Origin of the sequence: Rhizobium aethiopicum, from assembly GCF_900094625.1 — a bacterium.
Classification (GTDB): Bacteria; Pseudomonadota; Alphaproteobacteria; order Rhizobiales; family Rhizobiaceae; genus Rhizobium; species Rhizobium aethiopicum.
The window spans coordinates 290,343-311,649 of record NZ_FMAJ01000008.1 but is presented as its reverse complement, the minus strand read 5'-3'; the positions used below and the strand labels follow the sequence as shown (position 1 = coordinate 311,649).

Here is a 21,307-nt window from a genome sequence, read left to right as displayed (position 1 = left end):
TGAACGCTCCCTCGGGAGGCGATCCGCGCGAACCCTGTCATTCTCACATGCGATACGGTAGTCCTCGGATAGGGTGAGCTGTGTTGCAGAAAGGGGAACGCCGCGTGGAAATCGAGGATCTCAGGACATTCGTGGAAGTTGCCGATGCGGGCGGAGTGACACCTGCCGCGCAACGGCTCGGCATCTCCAAGTCAATGGTCAGCAGGCGCATCGCCCGGCTTGAGGCAGATCTTGGCGCGCAGCTTGTGGCGCGGACGACGCGTGGTATCGCACTTACCGAAGAAGGCGCCACTTTCCGAGACTACGCAGCGAGAATCTCGGCTGAGATCGATGCGGCGCGTGAGACGATCCTTCCGGCCGGAGAGCTCTGCGGCCGCCTGCGAGTTGCAGCGCCTCTTTCGTTCGGGCCGACGCACTTTGCGCCCGTCCTGTCTCAAATGGCGCGTCGGCACCCGCAACTACACGTCTACTCATGCTACACCGACCGCTTCGTCGATCTCATCACGGAAGGTTTCGACTGCGCCATCCGGGTCGGCTACCTGCCGGATTCCAATCTCGTCGCCAGACGAGTCGGACCACTGTATGGAAAATTCGTCGCCAGCCCGGACTACATCGCGGCGAACGGTTCCCCTGAGACGCCGGACGAGCTTCTCAACCATCAGGCTCTTATGCAAGGAACCGAAATCTGGCAGGTCACCGATGGAGACCAAGTTCTCAACATTCGGCCACAGGGACGCTTCAAGGCCGACAACGGCGTAGCCCTCCTTGCGGCCGCGTTGGAAGGGCTCGGGATAGCAAGACTCCCGAACGGCCTCACGGATGAACATATCTCCTCGGGTGCGCTCGTCGAGGTGATGCCACGCCACCCCCCGCCTCCAGCCGGCATCTTCGTCGTCAGGCCTCCCGGACAGCACCCGGCCAAGAAGGTCCGTGTGCTGACAGAAATGCTGATCGAATGCTTCGATTCCGGCTCGTAGAAAGCGCCTCGAATCTGTGGCAGGTGAGATCGTCAACGGTGCCGTGAACTGCTCGCCTTTCGAAGAGCGCTCCCATAAACACTCCATGCAGCGTTTGGTAGTTCCGCATAGACTGCCATGGATCGGCGTCGAGCTTGCTGCCTCCAGCATTCCACGAAAGACAAGACGGCCTTCGGCAGCGAGCGCGGAGCTGTGGCCCTGCAGGTCTATCGACCGCACCGACGAGAGCCGAAACGGCGGATACCTTGGCCGCTGTTCCTCTTCGCGCAACACTCTGTCGCGATCGTCGCCACTACGGGGATCCCTGCGGAAGCACAAAATAAGCCGAACTGGTCGTCGAGCGCTTCTGCGCCTCCCGACCTGCTGAAACTTGACTGTCAGTAACGGAAAGGACCAACATGATCGATCTAAGCGGAAAACGCGCCTTGATCACCGGCGGCTCGCGCGGCATCGGTGCAGCTATTGCCGAGGCGCTTGCCGAAAACGGAGCCGACGTGGCGTTCACCTATCAGCATTCGGTTGAGAAGGCTGAGGCGGTGGCAAAAAACATTGAAAGCCGCGGCCGGCGCGCAGTTGCCATCCAGGCCGACAGCGCCGATCCGAGCGCAATAGCTCGAGCAGTAGAAAAGGCCGTATCTGCGCTCGGCGGGCTCGACATCCTTGTCAACAGCGCAGCTATCGGCCATGCCGGAACCATTGCCGACCTGGATGTGGAAGAATATCAGGCCGTGATGGACGTCAACGTGCGAGCGCCGGTGCTGTTCGCAAAAGCTGTTATCCCGCATTTGCAGGAAGGTGGCCGTATCATCACGATCGGTTCGGCCCTTGGCGAGCGGGTGCCATTTCCTGGAATTACGCCTTACGCCATGTCCAAGGCGGCGCTCACCTCATTCACCCGCGGCCTCTCGCGTGAACTGGGGCCAAAGGGCATAACTGTCAATCTCGTGCAACCAGGCGCGACGGATACGGATGCCAACCCCGCCGACGGCGCGGCCGCCGATTTCCAGCGCAGCCTGACGTCACTAGGACGCTACGGCGAGCCACGCGAGATCGCGAACGCCGTGGCCTTTCTTGCGAGCCCCGCCGCCAGCGTGATCACCGGCGCAACCCTGACTGCAGACGGAGGGGCAATCGCCTAGCCGCAGATCACTAGTCGAGCACCTCTCAGTGGCGGCGGCTGTCAAGCCGGTCACGCTGAGAGGTGATAAGTCAACCGCCGGCAATACAAAGGAACATTGTCACAAGGCGCGCTCGGCACGGCTGCAGACATAGTGGAGCGTCGGATCGATCAGATCCGGGCGCCGCCCGTCGCATCAATCATTTGCCCCGTCGTCCAACGCGCATCGTTCGATGCGAGGAAGGTGATGACGTCGGCGACGTCCTCCGCCCGTCCGACACGTGAGAAGACCGAGAGTGCTTCGGCGCCGGCGCGCGCATCCGGCGATGCCAGCCACTCGGCATTCATGTCCGTCTCCGTCACACCCGGCAGCACAGCATTGACTGTAATCCCGCGAGCCGCAAATTCAGGTGCCAGCGCAAGTGTCAATGTCTCCAGCGCGCCCTTGGAGGCAGCATAGGCCGGATGTGTCGGCGCCGCGATCCGTGTAAACCCGGTCGTGACATTGATGATCCGGCCGTTCTCGCGAATGTGGTCGGCTACGGCCTGGATCAGGAAGAACGGCGCCTTGTAGTTAATCGTCATCACCTCGTCGAACGCGGCTTCGCTCGTCTGCTTCAACGGCAGTGCGGGCGCGATGCCGGCATTGTTCACCAGAATGTCGAGACCGGGCGAGCCCGTCTCGGTACGCGCGGCTTCGCTGAACTGTGCCCAGAGGCTGTCGGCCGCGTCCTTGCCCTGTCTGAGATCGGCCTTCACGGCTACGGCCTTGACCCCGAGCGCCTCGATGTCGCGTACCGTGACATTGGCCGCATCCGCGTTGGCGGCGTAGTGCACGCCAATCAGCGCGGCGCCCTCTTTTGCAAACGCAAGGACAGCAGCTCGGCCAATACCGCGCGAACTTCCGGTTATAAGGGCCGTCTTGTTTGCTAGTCTTCGGGACATTTTTCACTCCGTTGCTAAATTAAATAGTGAACCCTATAATAAAAAGCGACAGGCGTCTGTCAACAATTTAATAGGGATCGCTATTTTAATGACTGAGGCTGTCCGCAAACGAGGCAGACCGCGTGTTCTCGATCGCGACATCGGGCTCGACATCGCGGCACGGCTTTTCTGGGAAAGGGGCTACGAGGGAACATCGACCGCCGACCTTACAAAGGCGATGGGGGTCAATCCGCCCACGCTTTATTCGATGTTCGGCTCGAAGGAAGAATTGTATCGTCAGGCGCTCGACTCCAGCATTGCCCGTGAAAACAGCCGACGGTCGGAAATCCTGCAATCGAGTCTTCCGGTTTATGAAGCCCTGAGCCTTTACCTTTACGATATCGCTGACGGAGACACCCAGCCGGGCAAGCCGCCAGGCTGCATGGTCTCGACGGCCGTCCTGCAGCATGCGGAAGAAAATGCATCCGTCGCGCGGATGACGGCAGCATTGCGCGAGACGTCGATGCAGACCCTCAAAGCCCGCTTCGACCGTGCCGTCGAGGAAGGCGAATTGCCTGCACATACAGATACCGACACGCTCGCGCGCTTCTATGGTGCGATCATCCAGGGAATGTCCGCTCAGGCATGCGACGGCGCCTGCAATGCCCTGCTGAAACGGCTGATCGACCTTGCACTCACGGCCTGGCCCGGAAAGCGTCAGACCTCCGCGGGGGAACTCGGATTAAAGCCACCTAACCACTGATATGACCGGCAAAAAACGCAGTTATCGCCTCTGGCTGCCACAGGAAGAGGCGAAACTTTTGCGCGGCCTTGGCGAGGGTGGGGTGAAAGCTACCGCCGTTTGAATATGATAGCCGGCGGCAAGGAAGCCGGTGCTGGTTTATCAGAAGCCCCGCAGGCGGCAGCGGCGGAATAGTCAGAGCCAACGGCGAATCTCGGCCTTGTAGCGGCGGTAGTCGTCGCCGAACTTCGCTTCGAGATAGCGCTCCTCGCGGGCGATCACCTGCGTCTGGATCGCGATCAGCACCAACGGGAGCAAGGCGAAAGCGATCGGCCCGTCGAAGCCGATGGCAAGGCCGGCATAGATAAGGGCCATGCCGAGGTACATGGGATTGCGGGTCCACCGATAAGGACCGGTCGTTGCGATGAGGGTCGTTGGCTGCGACGGCCGAACGTTGGTGCCGAGCCGCCGGAACAGCCCCGCCGCCGCAAGCATCATCGCCGCGCCGGCAACGAACAGCAGCGCGCCCGTCGCGGCCAGCAACCGCCAGTCGATGCCGAAAGAGCGCAGGGGGACGAACCGCTCCGCCGCCAGCCCCAAGAGCAGCGCTCCCAGATAGATGAAGGGCGGAGGGAAGCGCACACCCGCGCTGTCCGGTTCGACTGCCATGCTCATCTCCAATCTGTGTTCTCAAACCAGCATCGACTGCTGGGCGGAGATACCCGCCGTTGCGCCTTGCGATATTGCCGTGGTGACAGAGGCCATGGCTGGGTTCGCAAGATCGCCGGCAGCATAGATGCCGGGCGTGCTGGTTTCGCGGCGGTCGTCGACTTTGAGGGCGATGCCGAAGGGCGTATTGACCGTGGCAAGGCCAAGTGATTCATGCAGGCGTGCCGACGGCGTGTTGCGCGGATGCGCGAACAGGATATCTACCCCGGCATTGCGGCCGCTCTCAAGATTGACGTTGGTAATTCGGCCCCTGTGATGGGCGATCTCGGCGATCCGGCCTTCAACGACACTTATGTTGCGGCGCGCCAGATCGGCTCGGATATCGGGTGAAATGTCGTGACCATCGGCGAAGACCGTCAACGTTTCGGTCCAGTCGTGGTACAGCCTGACATAATTGTGCGACGGCGGGCCGGACCAGACGAGGCCCCAATGCTGGTCGGCTACTTCAAAACCATCACAATAGGGGCACGGCACGATCGATGTTCCCCAGCTTTCGGCGAAGCCTGGAACATCAGGCATCTGGTCAGCGACGCCATAGCTCAGGATCAGGCGGCGCGCGCCGAGGCTTTCGCCCTCGCCAGTGACGACGAAGAAATTGTCGATGATGCCAGAGATGCTGTCGGCCCGGGCATTGACCAGCCTGACCGTGGGATAACGCGTCAGCTGCTGCCGGGCCTCTGCCAGGATGTCCAGCGGTGGCTTGTGATCGTGGCCGAGCAAGCCATGTGAATGGCCTGCAAAGCGATTGCGCGGCTGGCCGGTGTCGAGAACGACGACCTTGCGGCGGGCACGGCCGAGCTGCAAAGCGGCTGCGAGGCCGGCAAAGCTGCCGCCGATGATGATGACGTCATCCATGGTGATGGGCTCCGTGCTGTGGATGGAGGGAGTTGGGCTGAGCGTGGCGCGCAATATCGTCCGGCGATGCGCATTCGCTATCGCCGGGCGGCCAAGGGAAACCTGATTTGGAGGACACGATAAATCCACTCTTGGAATTTCGGACACTAAGTAGTATCGTAATTCAAGAATAATGATACTGTCAAGTATTGGAATTGTCGTGACCGAAAATAATCAGGCCCGGCGCGGCCGTCCCGCCAACGAGGCGCTTGGCCAAACGATAATCGACGCCGCGGGTGAACTCTTTGCGGAACTGGGTTTTCAAGCGACGACATTGGACAAGGTCGCCCAGCGAGCGAAGATATCCAAGCTCAGCATCTACAGGCACTTCGAGAACAAGGAGGCGCTGTTCAGCGCGGCCTTTGCGGCCCGCTGCCATCAGTTTGTACCACCGGCCCTTTTTGAAGGCGTCGACGGTTCGGCCGAAGATCAACTCATGGCTGTGGGATCATCGCTACTTCGCACGCTGTTGCGACCGGACGTCCGCAACGTCGAAGCGATGGTCATGACCGACACGATAAATCAAAAGTCGTTGAGCAAGCTTCATTACGAAGCCGGCCCCGCCCATATCATCGCCCATATCGAGGCCCTGTTGCGTCAGTTGCACGCGAAGGCGGTTCTGAGCGTGCCCGATCCTCTCCTATCCGCCCGCCTATTTGCCGCGCTTATCAAAGGATCCGATCTCCTGATTATCGCACGCTTCGATCAGGCGAGAGCAGAGGACGAGAACGAAATTGAGTCCTATTGCCGGTCGGCCGTCGCCATGTTCATCGCCGCGCACGGTGGCAGCGACCATGCGGCGGGATAGCGAGGACAAGGCCGCGAAGAGATGTTAGCCTTCGGGAAGCTGCAACGGTGGTCTGAGTGGCGGAAATGAGGGCGCATTGCCGCCCGGCAGCATTGGCGATCGGCCGGTGGTGTCTCTGACCGCATTTCTGCTAAAGCTGGGGAGCAAAACCGCCCGCGATGTCACCAACTGCCGAAGTGTGAAGGGCGCAACGGGCTGATGGGCCTCTCGCTCATCAGGCCTCTTGTCTTGGAGGAGGAGCGATAGGATGAGCACCGACCCGGATACCGTGCGGTCCTATGATATGGTCGCGGCGGAGTACGCTGCCGAGGCCGCGGCGATGCCCGGATGGGTCGCGACAGAGATCGGTGCGTTCGTGTCCGAGCTGGGCGGCTCGGGCAGAGTGCTGGAGATCGGAAGCGGCGGCGGGCGAGATGCACTTGAGCTTGAGAATCGGGGAATTAGCGTCCGGCGCACCGACATTTCGAAGGGTTTCGTCGAACTGCTTCGCGAAAGCGGCTTCGAGGCCGACCTGTTGGACCCGCTGACCGAAGACCTGGCCGACCCGCAGCGTCCCGGCACGCCGTACGACGGCATCTGGGCTTGTGCCTGCCTGATTCATGTCGCGCGCGAGGATTTCCACACGGTGCTTGGGCGGCTTGCCGAGGCGACCCGGACCGGTGGCCGACTGCACGCATCGGTTAGAGAGGGCGAAGGCGAGGATGTGTCCACACACGGCAGTGCTGCAGCGCCTCGGCGCTACGTCGAGACCTACTGGCGCGAGTCTGCCCTGCGGTCCGCACTCACTGACGCTGGCTGGATCGTCAGCGAGGTACGTCGGTGCGTCGGAAAGCCCAATGATCGGTGGCTGAGCGTGCGGGCGTTTCGGGCGTGATGCACACAGAACTTCCGGGAATGGCCGGTTGTGGCGCGACTATGAACTCCAAGTGATCGCCGCAATGTCGGCTTCCGGGCGAAGGTAAAGATCCCCTCTGTGGCCGACATGGGGCGCATAGCCGCTCCGTCAACTTTCTCGTACGAGGGCCACTCGCGCGCCGCTCGCGGCCCCAGTGTCGTCCACCTCGACGCCGTCGGTCATAAAGAGGGATGACGGCTTGATGGAGGTGGAGGTCGGGTGATCAATTTCCGAGCCGAGAGCCCGTAGGTCGATGGTCGAACAGGCTTTTTGCAGCCGATTGCCGTCACGAAATGGCGGCGGTTGAACGATTGCAGTCTATCCGGACGATTGACCGATTTGAGGCCGGAAGCCGCCCGTCGCTGCTTGGAAACCCAACACGAAAAGCGGACGTCACAGTTTTCGCCGCCAAGGGTTGGGATTCGCCCAAAGCAGACAATGAGGTACCCGCAGGAACGTCAACTGCTGACCAGCCCACACGGATAAGAGGCAAGCGCGCTGCAGAAATGGCGGAGATATCTGCGCCTGCGCAGGGGCTGTCGGCGGGGACGAAATTGGCGTAAGCTGTGAAGGAGGTTCACCATGCGCAGCAGCATCACTGCAGCTATCGTCGCGCTCGTCGTTTCGCTCGGCAGTCTAGCGAGGGCGGAGATCCTGATCGGGGCGGCAGGCCCGGTCACAGGACCGCTCGCCTGGATTGGGGAGCAGATGCAGCGCGGCACAGAGATGGCAGTGGCCGACATCAACGCGACTGGCGGCGTGCTCGGGCAGAAGGTGCAACTCATCACGGTCGACGACTTTTGCGATCCCGAGCAGGCTGTGGCGGCCGCCCAGAAACTGGTGGCTGATGGTGTGGTGCTCGTCGCCGGGCATTATTGTTCCCAGGCCTCGATCCCGGCATCCAAGGTGTACGAGGCCGCGGGAATTCTACAGATTTCACCGGGTTCGACCAATCCGCTGTTGACCGAACAAGGTCGTGCCAATGTTTTCCGCGTCATTGGGCGCGACGACGCGCAGGGGGTGGTAGCCGGCAACTATTTGGCCGATCGCTGGGGTGACAAGAAAATAGCGATCCTTCACGACAACACCACCTATGGGAAGGGGCTCGCCGACGAGACCAGAAAGCAGTTGAACAAGCGGGGTGTCACCGAAGCGATCTACGAGGCCTTCACCCCTGGGAAGAACGACTATACGGCCGAGATCTCGGCGTTACAGGGCGCCGGCATCGCCGTGTTGTATGTTGGCGGGTATTTGCCCGACGTCGCGCTTATGGTTCGCGCTTCGCGAGACCGTGCCTACGCACTTCAACTCGTCTCAGGCGATGGCATGGCGAGCGAGGACTTTGCACTGATCGCCGGATCTGCCGCCGAGGGTACCCTCTTCACGTTTAGCGCGGACCCACGGCGCGCACCTCAGGCGGCTCAGGTCGTCGAGCGTTTCCGTGCCGAGAATTTCGAGCCAGCAGGCTACACACTGCTCAGTTACTCCGCCGTCCAGGTCTGGTCGCAGGCGGTGAAGAAGGCCGGCTCTCTAAGGCCGCAAGAGGTGATCACCTCAATGCAAGGTAATCAATTTGAAACGGTAATGGGCCGGGTCGATTTCGACGACAAGGGCGACCTCACAGTTCAAAGCTGGATTTGGTATGTCTGGAAGGGTGGCGAATACGTGCCGCTGGAATAGTCAGCCGCCGGCCGGGTGGATCGTTTTAGGTCAATCTGTGCAGACTTTATTGGCTGTGCAAGCAAGACCTTGCAGTTGCCGCTATGTTTGAACGCGTCGGCATACGCGGGCGCTTGTTGCTCGCTTTCTTCGGCATCAGCACCTTCGCAGTGCTCGCGACCGCCGCAGCTCTCTATGCCTTCCTTCAGGTCGGCGACGTGGTCGATCGCATCACCAAGGAACGGGTGCCGACGGCGCTCGCCTCTCTCCAATTGTCGCGCCAGGCTGAGAGGGTCGCCTCCACCGCGCCGTCCGTGCTGGCGGCGACCAGCACGGTTCAGCACAAGGAGGTCTCGGCTGCGATCGGAGTCGAGATGGGGCGTCTCGAAGAGTTGCTCGCCGCACTTAAAGGCACCGCATTCAGCGCGACGGCGGTGACTGAAATCGAAGCCGCCGTGATTGGTCTACGCCGAAACCTCGATGCTCTCGACGATCTTGTGGCCGTTCGCCTTACCATGGTTCAGCGCAAGGAGGCGTTGCTGCGCCGCTTGTCGGACACGACAAATGCAAGTCAGCGTCTCGTCGCGCCCGGCATCGTCGTGATGAACTCCAAGGTTCCCCAGTGGCGCGCAGCGGTGGCTGATCCCGCCGCACCACCCGACGCGCGTGCTGCGGCGACGAGCGACCTGGTCAAGGCAATTGCGGCCTACATCCCCCAGCAGAGAGCGCAACAGGAGATCTCGGCAGTCAACGACGCGCTGGTCAAAACTGCCAACGCGCCTACGCCGGGAGACCTGAAGCTGATCCTGTTTCCGCTGCGTCGGTCGCTCGCCGTACTCGAAACGCTCTCCACCGAGATCGACGAAAAGTTGCGGACCCGCTTCCAACAGCGGCTGGACGAGTTGAAGTCGCTGACCGATGGTGAGAACGGGATCCCGAAGGTACGACAGGACGAGTTTGCCGTCCTTGCACAGGGCGAAAAGCTTCTGGCTGAAAACAGTCGGCTATCGCGCGACCTTACCGCAGCCGTCGATCGCCTGGTTGCAAAGGCGAACCATGAGATCGCCGCGTCCGCCCTCGAAGCCTCGGTCGTCCAGCGCTACGGCACCGGCATTGTCCTTGGCTCCGCCCTTCTCAGTCTCCTGAGTTCGGTTCTGGTTGTCTGGCTCTATGTCGACCGCAGCCTTCTCGCTCGTCTCGGAGAGGTAAGCCAAAGCATGCTGGCAATCGCGGGCGGCAATCTGCATGCGCAGATGCCCGCCGGGGGCCGCGACGAAATCGGCCGCATGGCCGGGGCGCTCAGGCTATTCCGGGATACTGCGGTCGAGGTGGAGGAAAACAGCCTGCGCGAGGTCGCAGTAGCGCGCCAGCGGCTTGTGGATGCCATCGAGAGCATCTCCGAAGGATTCGCTCTGTACGATGGCGAGGACAGGCTCGTGCTGAGCAATAGCCGCTACCGCGAGCTGTTGTACGCCGGCCTGGAGGAAATGACACCCGGCACGACATTCGAGCAGATTGTTCGCCGGTCCGCTGAGGGCGGCTACATCAAGGATGCTGAGGGGCGAGTCGAGGAGTGGGTTGCCGAGCGGCTTTCGCGGCATCGCAACCCTGGTGAAACGTGGGTGCAGCGGCGTCGCGACGGGCGATGGATCATGATTAGCGAGCGGCGGATCACGGCGGGTGGCACGGTGGCCGTCTACTCTGATATCACCGAGCTGAAGCAACGGGAGGAAAACCTTGCCGAGAAATCCGCGGCTCTCGAGGCGCTTTCCAGCAAGCTGGCGAAATACCTGGCGCCGCAAGTGTACAACTCCATATTCACCGGCCGCCAGGACGTCAGGATCGCCAGCCAGCGGAAGAAGCTGACGATATGCTTCTCCGATATCGCCGGCTTTACCGAAACCACAGACAAAATGGAAGCCGAGGATCTCACACAACTCCTCAATCACTACCTGACGGAAATGTCGAAGATTGCTTCAGATCACGGCGCGACGATCGACAAGTATGTTGGCGACGCCATCCTGATGTTTTTCGGCGATCCGGAAACCCGCGGCGTCAAGGATGATGCGCTCGCCTGCGTGCAGATGGCTCTCGCCATGCAAAAGCGAATGAGCGAGCTTGGGGAAATCTGGCGCGATATCGGGATTGAAACACCGCTGCGCTGCCGCATTGGCATTCACACAGACTACTGCACTGTCGGCAACTTCGGCAGCGAGGACCGGATGGATTACACCATAATCGGCGGCGCCGTGAATCTCGCCTCGCGCCTTGAGCAGGAAGCGTCGCCGGGCACCGTGCTCATTTCTTATGAGACGTTTGCGCAAGTGAAGGACACGATCGAGTGCGAGGAACTGGGGCATGTCCACGTAAAGGGAATAGCCTATCCGGTCGCCACCTATCGCGTGGTCGATCTGAAGGAAAATCTGGTCCGCAGCTGTCATACTGTCCGGACCGAACTGCCGCACCTGAGATTGGAAGCCGAGCCCGAGCTTATGTCGACCGATGAGCGAAATCAGGCCGCCGCCGCACTTCGAGATACGCTCGATCGGCTTTGTCACAAGCCTGGGTCGTAGGCTCACGTTCGCGCGGGTTGTCGCCTTCCATAGCCATCAATCTCGTCGACGGCCCTCGGGCTCACCACTCGACCTTCCTTTTTACAGCGGATTGCCATCACGAAATGGCGGCGGTTGAACGATTGCAGTCTATCCTGACGATTTCGATGGGCGTCGCCGAAAGAGCTGATCCCAGATGTCGTACCCCGCAGGGACAATCCCGATCAGCAGTGCAGCGGCCAAATCGAACCGTGGAACAAACGCCAGGATGACCGCGCAGAACGCGACAAGCGTCACGAATGCAAATACTGCAAAAAACCGGCTTCTGTTCATCGGTCTATCCTTCCGGAATGGGCCAGACACAGCGTCACCTCGGTCCTCCATAGAGCAGATTCGGCAGCATGTAGACGATGCTCGGGAATAGATAGATGACCACCATGCAGAGAATGACGATCAACATATACGGCATCATGCCGCGGAAGATGTCGGTCAGTTTGACATGCTGCGGCGAGACGCCCTTCAAGTAATATGCCGACATCGCCATGGGTGGTGATAGGAAGGCCGTCTGCAGGTTGATTGCCACGAGGATACCGAAGAACAGCGGATCGATCCCGAAATGCGGCAGCAGCGGAATGAAGATCGGGATGAAGATGACGATGATTTCAGTCCATTCCAGGGGCCAGCCGAGAAGGAAGATGATGATCTGGGCGAGGATCAGGAACATCAGCGGCGACATGTCCAGGCCGGTCACGAAGTCACTGATAAACTGCTGGCCGCCGAGATAGGCGAATACCGATGCGAAGGTCGCCGAACCGACGAACAACCAACAGACCATCGCGGTCGTTCGCGCCGTCAGATACACCGACTCCTTCAGTCGCTGCCAGGTCAGCGCCCGATAGGCCGCAGCAAGCGCCAGTCCCCCCAATGCGCCGATCGCGGCGGCTTCCGACGGCGTTGCCAGGCCAAAGAGAATGGCACCGAGCACCGCAAGAATCAGAAAGGCGAGCGGCGCGAAGGATGTAAGCATCATCCAGGCGAGTTGGACCGGCGTGTGCTCGCCCACATCTTCTTTCGTTGGCCGCGGCGCCAGTTGCGGCTGCAGGATTGCCCGCACCACGACATAGATGAGATAAAACCCGGCCAGGGCGAGGCCGGGCAGGAGCGCCGCCGCATACATTCGGACGACCGAGATCCCGGAGGTGGCCGCATAGACGATCAGCAGGATGGAAGGCGGGATCAGGATCCCGAGCGTGCCGCCCGCGCAGATCACGCCCGTCGCGTAGCGCACGTCGTATTTTGCCTTCAGCATCGCTGGTAGGGCGAGCAGTCCCATCAACGTCACCACGGCCCCGACGATGCCGGTTGCCGTGGCAAAGAGTGTGCAGGTGGCCAGGGCGGCGACCGCCATCGAGCCGGGCACCCGGCGCGTGACGCTGAATAGCGTCGAGAACAGCCGATCGACGATGTTGGCTCGCTCGACGATGTAGCCCATGAACAGGAACAGCGGGATAGCCGTCAGCACGTCGTTCTGGATGACCGAGTAGGTCTGGTTGACGAACAGATCGAAGATCCGGTTGTTGAATAAACCGCCGATCCAGGTCTCCGCCAGTGTAAAGGCATCGCCGCCGGATTCGAGCGCGCGGTCATAGCCGCGCCACATGCGGGCGGCATCGTAATAGGCATAGTATCCGAAGCCGACACCCAGAGCCATCAAGGTGAACGCCACCGGGAAGCCGAGGAAGATGGCGAGGATCAGGATCAGGAGCATCCCGACGGCGATATGTGCATCCGTCATTGAGCGTCCCGATCCCGTGGTTCACGTCCAGCGTCAAGTTCCCGCGACGGAAGGAAACCCTCCTCTTCGGACTTGAGCACCTCCAGGCTTTTTGTTTCCAGTAGTACCTTTTCCAGTTCTTCGACATCTTCGGCCTGCTTCGGCCATTCGCCCGTCCTTATGCAGAGAATGCAGCGGAAGACCTGCGCCACGCCCTGCAGGAACAGGAGAATGCCGGCGGCGACGATCACGGCCTTGAACTGGAAGATCGGCACACCGGCGGGACTGTTGGAACTGACCTCCAGGTAGCGCCAACTGCGCGCTGCATATTTCCAGCCCGAGAACACAAGCGCGGTTATACCGGGAAAGAAAAAGATGAAGTACAACACCAGTTCCAGCCTGGCCTGCGTCCGCGGTTTCCAGAGCCGGTAGATGAAGTCGCCGCGCACATGGCCATTACGTGAGAGGGTATACGCTCCCGCCATCATGAAGATCGCTCCATAGAGCATGTAGCTCAGATCGAAGGCCCAGGGGGTCGGCGCGCGAAAGAGGTAGCGTGCAACAACCTCATAGCCGACGCCGAAGGCCATGATGAGTATCCCCCACGCGAACATCTTGCCGAACCACGCCGACAAATCGTCGGCGAATGCAATGTAACGGAGCATGCAAGCGCCTCCCTAACCTCGATGAGGGACAAGGCCCGGAAATACCGGGCCTTCACCATCTATTTTCCGAGGTTCAATTTTCCGGGGAAATAGTGCTCATAGGCGAGTGCGAGATCGGCGGAGTTCATCAATTCGTAGTACACGACCCTCTCCACCCACTGCCGCTGGCTGTCGAGCACCTTCTTCATGAACGCATCCGCTTCAAGCGTGGGGATGATCGCATCCCAGGCCTTCAGTTGCGCATCCAGAATTTCCTTTGGAGTGCGGTGCACGGTCACGCCATGTTCGGCCTGGAGTTTTCGAAGGTCGCTCGAATAGTTGTCCATCGCGGACGCTGTATTCGCCGTGCTTGCTGCCTCCACGCCATATTCCAGGATCGCCTGCAGATCGTCGGGAAGGTCGTCGAACACATCCTTGTTGAAGAGGAACTCGAAAGATTCGCTCGCTTGATGGTAGGACGACAGCATGTAGTTCTTGGCGACATCCTGCGAACCAAACCGTAGGTCAGAGGAGGGATTGTTGAACTCGAAGGCGTCGATGACACCTCGCTCCATTGCCGGCACGATCTCGCCGCCCGGAAGTTGAGCGACGCTCATGCCCATGTTCTGCATGAGATCGGCGGCGAGCCCGACCGTACGATATTTGAGGCCGTTGACGTCGGCCACGGTCGCGACCTGGTTCTTGAACCAGCCGAACGGCTGCGCGGGCATCGGGAAGCCATAGAAGCCGTAAAGGTTCAGCCCCATGATGTCCTGGGTGAGTTCTCGGTAGAGATCCTTGCCGCCACCTTGATGGAACCATCCGAGCATGGTGGTTGCGCTGCCGCCAAATACCGGCCCGGTTCCGAAGAGGGAGGCTGCCTTGTGCTTTCCGTACCAATAGACGGGAACGGTGTGGGCTGCGTCGATCACGCCATCGTTGACGCCGTCGAGCACCTGAAACGCGCCGACGACCGTACCGGCAGGCATTAGTTCGAACTTCAGGCGTCCGCCGGACATTCGTTCGACCCGTTCGACGTACTGGCGGGCAAAATCCATCCAGATGTCCGACGCGGGCCAGGATGTTTGCATTTTAATGACGGTGGGTGCCTGGGCCAGCACGGCCGGGGCGGCAAGAGCCCCAACTGCGGTTACTCCAACGAGTGTAGATGCTCCCAGCAACTCTCGACGCGATACTGCCTTTTTGTTCATTGTTCTTCCTCCCTGGATTGTTGTCGAATTCTCCCTACATTTCTTGGTAGTCTGCCAAGTTGAAGAAGAGGGCTCACAACCTTTTCGCGATCAGTGTCGACAACTGATTGTTCTCATTTGTCTAATATACACACTTTTTGCAGTTCTGACAGACGTTCAAGTGTTGTTGATGACAGCTTGCGGCTGTGTTTCAACGGCCAAGGCACAGTCGACATTGTGCTTTTGAAAGGGGAGACGAGGACGATGCCGACACCACAGCAACCCAGTCTAATCGTTCGACAGAAATCCCCACAGAACATCGAGTTTCCGTTTGCGTCGCTCTCCGATTGGCTGATCCCAACCGAGCTGTTCTTCGTGCGAAACCATTTCCCGTCACCGGACCTCGATGTGCGAGACTGGAGATTGCGCGTTGGCGGGGCGGTGGAGCGACCGCTCGAACTTGACCTCGACAGCATCAAGGCGATCCGGAGTACGACTCTCACCGCCGTCGTCGAGTGTGCAGGGAACGGGCGCGTCTACTATGAGCCGCCGAAGGAGGGGTTGCAGTGGCAGAACGGAGCCGTCGGCAATGCCGCGTGGACAGGTGTTCTTCTGCGCGAGATTTTGGAAATGGCGGGCGTCAAGCGAACCGCACGTGAGGTTCTCCTCGCAGGCGCCGACAGCGGCGTCGTCGACGCGAACAAGAAAACGGCTTCTCCCGGCCCCATCGCTTTTGCGCGCAGTTTACCGCTTGAGAAGGCCATCGCTGACAGCACGATCCTTGCCTATTCGATGAACGAGGAGCCGTTGACGCGCGAGCACGGCTACCCACTACGCGCGGTCGTGGGTGGCTGGTTCGGCATGGCTTGGGTCAAGTGGATCACGCATATCACGGTTGTGGAGCAACCCTTTCTTGGCTACTGGCAGGCGCGCGACTATTTCCGTTGGGAGCGCAGCCTCGGGGAACCCAGGCTGGTCCCCCTTGCGGAGATGGAGGTCAAAGCGCAAATCGCGCGTCCCGTACAGGGGGCGCATCTCATCGTCGGCCAACCGTACCGGATTTTCGGAGCCGCCTGGAGCGGAGAGGCTGTTATCCGGCAGGTGCAGGTCTGCGCCGGAGATGGCAGGGGCTGGCGCGAGGGAAGGCTTCTCGAAACAGAACGTCCCTTCGCGTGGCGCTTGTGGGAGTACATGTGGACCCCTGAAGAAGTGGGGCGATATACACTGCGATGTCGCGCGATCGATGCGGCCGGGTGCGTGCAGCCCGACCTCCAGCGTCCCGACTGCGAGAGCTACGCGGCCAATTGGATCATCCCGGTGGAGGTCACGGTCGTTCCCGAGCCACTGACGTACGCGGAGGAATTCGTGATCTAATCACCGCATGGGCGGAACGGCGGCTTCGCAAAGAATGGGTACCATAGGCGTTTGCTTCAAGGCCAATGCTCTGGACCCATCGGTGAACGATGCGCGCGTATTGTCGGGTCGAGAGGTGGGTCGACTGGCGGCGTCTGCCGGGAAACAAGTAACTTCCTCCAGTTCTCTTGATCGACGGAAGCCATGCCATGAGCGCGATTTTCGTCTGTTCCGTTTTCCACCCATCTGATCATCGACGCGACTTCCCGATAGCGGATTTTCCGCGCCAGCGACCGCCTAAGATCGTCAGCTTGCTTGGACTGCCGCATTCGGAAGGCGATACCTTTGCAGGTCCCGCTGCGTTCGAGGGCGAGCATCAGACCGGGTTTGCCAGACGTAGCTCGCCGCCTCTCAATATGCAGTGAGAAGGAGCGGTGCCAGCCGTAGATTGTTCCAACCTCTCTCGCATCGAAGTCGAAGTCCGGATTCCTGATCAGGGAGCCGTAAGCGAATATCCATAGCGGCTCGTTTTTGCTCTCCTCATTGACCCGCCGCACCAAGGCATCCAGTTCATCCTCTGGGATAGATGTCCATCTTGGCTCCGGCCCTTCCTCTGGGACAGGCCTCAGCGTCCGCGTGACGAGTTCCGGCGTGAGCGCCATCTTCGTTCTACTCATGATGTCAGCCGACATCTTGCTTCGACAAGCGCGATGTGAGCGGAGCAGAAATCGAGATAGGCCCGGACTATCGTCGAGGGATGACGCTGCCTCTTATAGACCAGGTGTAAAGCCGTTTCCGGGAAGGGGTACTCGGGCAGAAGCTCTACCAGTTCGCGTGACTTCAGGTATTCGGCTGCAAGAAACGATGGCAGTTCCGTTGCCACATCTCCTGCCATCGCCCTTGCTCTAAGGTGCAGATAATCGTTCGCCGTGAAGATCGCATTGATCTTTTGCGTCTGGCTCCCGAGTGTCCAGGTGGGCTGCGCATCGAGCGTAGAGCCCCATGCCGCACAAGGCAGCCGCAAGATGTCTTGCGGACCTTCTGGCCTATCATGTGCTGCCACAAGCTTGGGGCTGGCGACAAGGATATGCCGAAACGTCAGCATGTGACGCGCGATAACAGTGTCGTCAGCGATTGTGCCTACGCGAAGCGCGACATCCACTCCGTCCGCGAGCAAATCGACGCGCCTCTCCGTGGAATAGACGTTGATCTGAATGCCGGGGTGGGCACGCTGGAACGAAGCCAGCAAGTCCCACCACGGCTCGAAAGACTGCGGGAGCGATAGACGCAAGCGGCCCACCAGTTGTGCCTGCTCGCTCAAGATTGCTCGTTCAGCTTCCTCAAGAAGATCAATTCCACCGCTCGCTTGCTCGAACAACCGCGACCCGGCTTCTGTGGGTCGGCATCCCTTCGCAGTCCTCTCCAGCAGTTGAACCTTGAGGTCCGCCTCCAGCTCAGCCACCTTCCGGCTAAGTGTGGGCAGTGGCACACCGAGGCGGGCGGCAGCAGAGGAGAGACTGCCCGTCTGAGCCACCGCGACAAACATTCTGACAGCGTTGTAATCCATGTCTGGCTTATCGTATATGAGAGGCTGGTTGTCAATTTTGCCTCTACATTACCAATATTGGTTGGCCTATTTTGGGCGATCGGACGGCTTCTCGTCCGCAAAGATTGGAGATGAGATGCTCGGTTCATCGATACTAAAGGCAGGAGTGATCGCCGCCATGATTTCAACTCTCGCAACCACGTCCCCTGCTCTCGCGGAAACCGCGTATTCAGGAAGGGACAAACTGATCGCTCACTCGGATGAGTTTCAGAAACAGATCATTGAGGTGACCGATGGCGTGTATGCGGCTGTTGGGTACTCTGCCAGCAACGTCACGCTGATCCACGGCAAAGACGGATCGATCATTGTTGACACATCAGCCAACCCGGTCGATGCGAAGGCGATCATGGCGGCATTCGGAGAACGGTTGCGCCATCCAATCAAGGCAATCATCTATACGCATAATCACCCGGATCATACGGGCGGCGCGACGGTGTTCGTGGGCAAAGACAAGCCCGAGATCTACAGCCACAAACTGCTGATAACAGCGAACCCGGATACCGGACGCGGACGCCGTGATGGTGGTGACGCTTTCGGAACCATGTTGCCCGACGAAGACTTCATCAATGCAGGGACGCAACTCGAATATGGCAGGACGACCCCTCACACGCGCGACGGCTTCATCCCGCCGACGAAGATGTTCGAGGGCGCGGAAAAAGAGCTGACGATTGCGGGTGTACCGCTCAAGTTGATCTTCACACCGGGGGAAGCTGACGAAAATATCTCCGTATGGCTGCCGGACCGCAAGGTGCTGATCGCAGGTGACGTGTTCCTAAAGACATTTCCCAATATCGCGCCACTGCGCGGCTTGCCCACGCGTCCGGTAGAAAAATGGGTTACGAGCCTCGATAAGTTGATCGCTCTCGGCCCGGACTTCGTCATCCCCGGCCACATGGGTACCATCCAAGACGCTGCTGAAGCGAAGGATGCCCTCACTGCGTACCGTGACGGCATCAAGTTCGTTTACGACAAGACCATGGAGGGCATCGCAAAGGGCAAGACGCCGGATGAGCTGGTTCAAGAGGTAAAGCTCCCGGAGAAACTCGCGAAACACCCTTATCTGCAGGAGTTCTACGGAACCGTGGCATGGTCGGTACGAGGCATCTACTCACAGAACGCGGGCTGGTTCGATGGAAATCCGACCAACATATTCCCGTTGACTGACAAGGAACGGGCAGAAAAGCTGATCGCACTGGTTGGCGGAAGCGATAGGTGCTGAAAAGCGCCCAAGATGCTCTGGAAGCAGGCGAGTTCCAATGGGCCGCTGAACAGGCTGACTACCTTCTGGCGGTCGACGGGAAGAACGCAGCCGTCCTCGATGTGAAAATCAGAGCTTTCCGTGAGTTGGGCGAACGGCAGATGAATGCCACCGCCCGAAACTACTATCTCACGGTGGCCAACAGCCTGAAGACAGCTCGCTCCAGCGACAGGTAGACTGTGACAAGGCATCGCCTAACTAAGGCTAGGCGATGCCGCATGTCGGCCAAAGGCATGTCTGACGCAAAGCGCTCATATTGCTGCTCTTGAGCGGACTTGAGCCACGGGGCTGACCGCAGGGGCTGCAGACGCATCCGAGACGTTCATCCAGAGACTGACGGTCTGATGGAGGTGGAGGTCGCCTGGGCACTAACTCTTACGATTTCTTGACTCACCCGCGCTTGACCAATACCTTGCGCACTCGGTCGTTGGGCTTGTCCTCAAATGACGAACCATTCTCTCCAGCGTCGCCTTGCCGCCATCGTCGTTGCCGATGTGGTGGGATATTCACGCCTGATGGAGGCTGATGAAGTCGCAACGCTTGAGAATCTCAGGGAACTCCGTTCTGGCGTTATCGAGCCGGCTGTGACGGGTCACCATGGTCGCATCTTCAAGGTCGTGGGCGACGGCTTCCTGATCGAATTCGGTAGCGCGGTGGACGCGGTCGCAGCTGCGTTGGAAATGCAACGGGCCACCACTGCCGTTGAGGCTTCCGAAGACCGGCGCCTGCTTTTACGCGTGGGCGTCAATCTCGGAGATGTCATTGACGAGGCTTCGGACGTCTTCGGCGACGGGGTCAATGTCGCAGCGCGCCTCCAGACGCAGGCCGCGCCAGGAGGTATCTGCATTTCTGCCAGCGTTCACGGCGAGATCGTCGGCAAGATCGCCGAGCAGTTCTTCGATGCAGGCGAACGCTACCTGAAGAACCTGACCCGCCCAGTCCACGTGTGGCATTGGCCGGATGCGCTGCAGAGCATATTGCCGCTGCCGGAAAATCCCTCGATCGCTGTATTGCCGTTCACGAATATGAGTGGGAATGAAGCGGACGAGCCCTTCGTCGACGGCTTGACTGAAGACCTGATCACCGACCTTTCCCGCACGGCTGGCCTGTTCGTCATCGCGCGTAATTCCGTGTACGGCTACAAGGGCAAGCCGGTCGACGTACGGCTGGTCGCCCAGGAACTCGGCGTCCGCTACGTCCTCGAGGGGAGCGCCAGACGCGCAATGGGCCGTGTCCGCATCAATGCCCAATTGGTCGACACGCTTGGCGGCCAGCACTTGTGGGCCGAACGGTTTGACAGGACGGTGGAAGATGTTTTCGAGTTGCAGGATGAGGTCAACGCCAAGATTGTTGAAGCTCTCGTCGGCCGGCTGACCATTCCGACGCCGCGCAATCGGCCGAAGAACTTTGAGGCCTATGACCTGTGTGTGCGCGCCCGCCTCCTGACAGAAGAGTCGCCGCAAACCGAGCGTGAGGCCTATATGCTGCTCCAACGCGCGGTCAAGCTCGAGCCATCCTATGCCGAGGCGCTCGGTCTGCTCGCCTATAACCGTTGGCTTGCCTGGACTCATTTCGGCGAGCCCGAAGATCCTAACCGCCGGATGGCGGTGACATCAGCGCAGAAAGCCGTCGACCTGGACCCCAACGATGCCGGCTGCCGTTACGTTCTGGGGACCATTTTGGCTTATGAGCGGCGATGGGAGGAATCGGAGGCCGCCTTTGCCAAGGCCCTGGAGCTGGACCCCAACCACGCCGACACCTGGGCTGCCATGTCTGACATGTCCGTGCTGGACGGCAGGATTGCCGACGGACTGGCGCAGATCGAAAAAGCTCTGCGGCTCAATCCCTATCCAGCCTGCTGGTATCTTTGTCATCTCGGGCAGGCGCAATACGCTGCGCGTGACTATGAGGCGGCAGCCGCTACACTCCGCAAGAAAGACACGTATCGTACCAACTCACGCAAATTCCTGGCTGCTGCGCTTGCGCAGTTGGGCCACCATGAGGAGGCGCGGCGAGAGGCAGAATTGTTCCTGATCGCCCACCCTCATTTCACGATCGGCCATTGGCTCAGCTCCCAGCCGCTGCGCGATGCATCTGTACGAGACCACTTCGTCGACGGCTTCCGAAAGGCTGGCCTGCCGGAGACGTGACAGCGGGCGGCGACAATCCCGATACGTTCGCCCGC

Annotated in this window: 18 protein-coding genes and 1 pseudogene; 10 read left to right on the top strand and 9 right to left on the bottom strand. The window is 60.1% G+C overall.

Annotated elements, in window-relative coordinates; all coding sequences use genetic code 11:
* Positions 1-104 precede the first annotated feature (104 nt).
* Together GA0061105_RS19280 and GA0061105_RS19270 are read left to right on the top strand one after the other, a co-directional pair.
* Positions 105-977, top strand: a complete 873-nt coding sequence (locus tag GA0061105_RS19280; RefSeq protein ID WP_092752236.1) for a LysR family transcriptional regulator — start codon at positions 105-107, stop codon at positions 975-977.
* 398 nt (positions 978-1,375) lie between these two features.
* A complete protein-coding gene (locus tag GA0061105_RS19270; RefSeq protein WP_092752234.1) occupies positions 1,376-2,116 on the top strand; it encodes an SDR family NAD(P)-dependent oxidoreductase in 741 nt (246 codons plus the stop codon).
* A gap of 149 nt (positions 2,117-2,265) precedes the next feature.
* Here the strand turns inward: GA0061105_RS19270 and GA0061105_RS19265 are convergent, their stop codons facing one another.
* On the bottom strand, positions 2,266-3,039 hold the full coding sequence (locus GA0061105_RS19265) for an SDR family oxidoreductase (protein ID WP_092752232.1): 774 nt from the start codon (positions 3,037-3,039) through the stop codon (positions 2,266-2,268).
* Between the two features lie 88 nt (positions 3,040-3,127).
* Here GA0061105_RS19265 and GA0061105_RS19260 point away from each other — a divergent pair, with 88 nt between their 5' ends.
* Entirely contained in the window at positions 3,128-3,781 is a 654-nt protein-coding gene (locus GA0061105_RS19260) for a TetR/AcrR family transcriptional regulator (protein ID WP_092752230.1), read from the top strand.
* 174 nt (positions 3,782-3,955) lie between these two features.
* Here the strand turns inward: GA0061105_RS19260 and GA0061105_RS19255 are convergent, their stop codons facing one another.
* Together GA0061105_RS19255 and GA0061105_RS19250 are read right to left on the bottom strand one after the other, a co-directional pair.
* Complete coding sequence (locus GA0061105_RS19255) at positions 3,956-4,429, bottom strand: methyltransferase family protein (RefSeq protein WP_064694165.1); 474 nt, start codon at positions 4,427-4,429, stop codon at positions 3,956-3,958.
* 21 nt (positions 4,430-4,450) lie between these two features.
* On the bottom strand, positions 4,451-5,344 hold the full coding sequence (locus GA0061105_RS19250) for an NAD(P)/FAD-dependent oxidoreductase (protein WP_092752228.1): 894 nt from the start codon (positions 5,342-5,344) through the stop codon (positions 4,451-4,453).
* A 199-nt stretch (positions 5,345-5,543) separates the two neighbouring features.
* Between GA0061105_RS19250 and GA0061105_RS19245 the strand changes: the two genes are divergently transcribed.
* From GA0061105_RS19245 to GA0061105_RS19230, 4 genes are all read left to right on the top strand, one after another.
* Positions 5,544-6,191, top strand: coding sequence for a TetR/AcrR family transcriptional regulator (locus GA0061105_RS19245; RefSeq protein ID WP_167358565.1), 648 nt, complete (start codon positions 5,544-5,546; stop codon positions 6,189-6,191).
* Between the two features lie 247 nt (positions 6,192-6,438).
* A complete protein-coding gene (locus GA0061105_RS19240; protein WP_092752224.1) occupies positions 6,439-7,065 on the top strand; it encodes a class I SAM-dependent methyltransferase in 627 nt (208 codons plus the stop codon).
* A 603-nt stretch (positions 7,066-7,668) separates the two neighbouring features.
* The gene (locus GA0061105_RS19235; RefSeq protein ID WP_092752222.1) at positions 7,669-8,766 is read left to right on the top strand and encodes a branched-chain amino acid ABC transporter substrate-binding protein; all 1,098 of its coding nucleotides are present in this window, start codon (positions 7,669-7,671) and stop codon (positions 8,764-8,766) included.
* 83 nt (positions 8,767-8,849) lie between these two features.
* Positions 8,850-11,318: an adenylate/guanylate cyclase domain-containing protein gene (locus GA0061105_RS19230; RefSeq protein WP_092752220.1), complete on the top strand. Its 2,469-nt coding sequence runs from the start codon at positions 8,850-8,852 to the stop codon at positions 11,316-11,318.
* Positions 11,319-11,447: 129 nt separating this feature from the next.
* Here GA0061105_RS19230 and GA0061105_RS19225 read toward each other — a convergent pair whose 3' ends face one another.
* From GA0061105_RS19225 to GA0061105_RS19210, 4 genes are read right to left on the bottom strand one after another with little or no spacing between them, the layout of a single operon-like run.
* Entirely contained in the window at positions 11,448-11,630 is a 183-nt protein-coding gene (locus GA0061105_RS19225) for a hypothetical protein (RefSeq protein ID WP_028744015.1), read from the bottom strand.
* Positions 11,631-11,664: 34 nt separating this feature from the next.
* A complete protein-coding gene (locus GA0061105_RS19220; protein WP_092752218.1) occupies positions 11,665-13,092 on the bottom strand; it encodes a TRAP transporter large permease in 1,428 nt (475 codons plus the stop codon).
* Positions 13,089-13,736 (bottom strand): TRAP transporter small permease subunit, encoded by a 648-nt coding sequence (locus tag GA0061105_RS19215; protein WP_092752216.1) that lies wholly within the window; start codon positions 13,734-13,736, stop codon positions 13,089-13,091. Before GA0061105_RS19215 ends, GA0061105_RS19220 begins: the two co-directional genes overlap by 4 nt.
* 59 nt (positions 13,737-13,795) lie before the next feature.
* On the bottom strand, positions 13,796-14,926 hold the full coding sequence (locus GA0061105_RS19210) for a TRAP transporter substrate-binding protein (protein WP_064694154.1): 1,131 nt from the start codon (positions 14,924-14,926) through the stop codon (positions 13,796-13,798).
* 243 nt (positions 14,927-15,169) lie between these two features.
* Here GA0061105_RS19210 and GA0061105_RS19205 point away from each other — a divergent pair, with 243 nt between their 5' ends.
* The gene (locus GA0061105_RS19205; protein ID WP_092752214.1) at positions 15,170-16,279 is read left to right on the top strand and encodes a sulfite oxidase; all 1,110 of its coding nucleotides are present in this window, start codon (positions 15,170-15,172) and stop codon (positions 16,277-16,279) included.
* Between the two features lie 56 nt (positions 16,280-16,335).
* Here GA0061105_RS19205 and GA0061105_RS32475 read toward each other — a convergent pair whose 3' ends face one another.
* On the bottom strand, positions 16,336-16,935 hold the full coding sequence (locus GA0061105_RS32475; protein ID WP_141130217.1) for a gamma-glutamylcyclotransferase: 600 nt from the start codon (positions 16,933-16,935) through the stop codon (positions 16,336-16,338).
* Positions 16,932-17,825 (bottom strand): LysR family transcriptional regulator, encoded by an 894-nt coding sequence (locus GA0061105_RS19190; protein WP_092752212.1) that lies wholly within the window; start codon positions 17,823-17,825, stop codon positions 16,932-16,934. The genes GA0061105_RS32475 and GA0061105_RS19190 overlap by 4 nt, the downstream gene beginning before the upstream one ends.
* Here GA0061105_RS19190 and GA0061105_RS19185 point away from each other — a divergent pair.
* Positions 17,824-19,298 (top strand): annotated as a pseudogene (locus tag GA0061105_RS19185) (alkyl sulfatase dimerization domain-containing protein). The gene GA0061105_RS19190 and the pseudogene GA0061105_RS19185 sit on opposite strands and share 2 nt — an antisense overlap.
* 267 nt (positions 19,299-19,565) lie before the next feature.
* Positions 19,566-21,272, top strand: coding sequence for an adenylate/guanylate cyclase domain-containing protein (locus GA0061105_RS19180; protein WP_092752210.1), 1,707 nt, complete (start codon positions 19,566-19,568; stop codon positions 21,270-21,272).
* The last annotated feature ends 35 nt before the right edge of the window (positions 21,273-21,307 follow it).